The sequence below is a fragment of the Vibrio sp. 1978 genome (assembly GCF_033344345.1).
In genome coordinates this window covers 1-604 of sequence record NZ_JAWPOP010000715.1, presented here as the reverse complement: position 1 = coordinate 604, position 604 = coordinate 1, and the positions used below count along the sequence as shown (strand labels likewise).

Sequence of the window (604 nt, the reverse complement as noted above, 5' to 3'; positions counted from 1 at the left end):
AACATTCTTTACTGCATCGACGATCCCATCGTTTGTCGTAAAGCTGACAGACAAGTTGTTCACCGAAAGAATGGTTTGAGAAGACATCACGTATCCTTGTGTTTGATATAGCAAATAAACCTAGTGCAATGGTGATGGCGCTGAAACCCTGCTGCTTTCCATCGCTCTGGTACTCATTAGTTGTAGAGGTGGGGGGCAACAGCTTCTGCTGAGCTCATCGCCTGTAAATTCAAAAACTGTTCATGGGCGCGAGTGACATGGTCCAGCTCTATCATCCATTGAGCATTGCGCTGCGCAGAGCAAAATGCGGCCATGTGTGCAAGTAAGTCCTCACTTTGCTGGCCGAGTAGGTGGCCAACACGCTCAATCAGCTCATGGCTTTCAAGTTGCAAAAATTGGAACAGCGCATAAGTTTGGTTGAGGGCTGAAAATGCGTCGCGCTGTAATCCCAGTTTGTTGAGGATCTCCGATTGCGCCACGCTCGCATCGCGTAATCCGCTGACCAGACACACAAATTGGCAAGGCTTGGTAAGGTCATTCTCTAGCGCCTTATGGATATGGCTAGGCAAGTGATTGAGCACATCTTCGTATAAGCGATGAGCTT

Annotated in this window: 1 protein-coding gene; it reads right to left on the bottom strand. The window is 48.3% G+C overall.

What is annotated here, in order from left to right; genetic code table 11:
• Window positions 1-176: 176 nt before the first annotated feature.
• Window positions 177-604 (bottom strand): hypothetical protein (locus tag R8N49_RS28710; protein WP_318190648.1); only part of this gene is annotated, 428 nt, incomplete at its 5' end.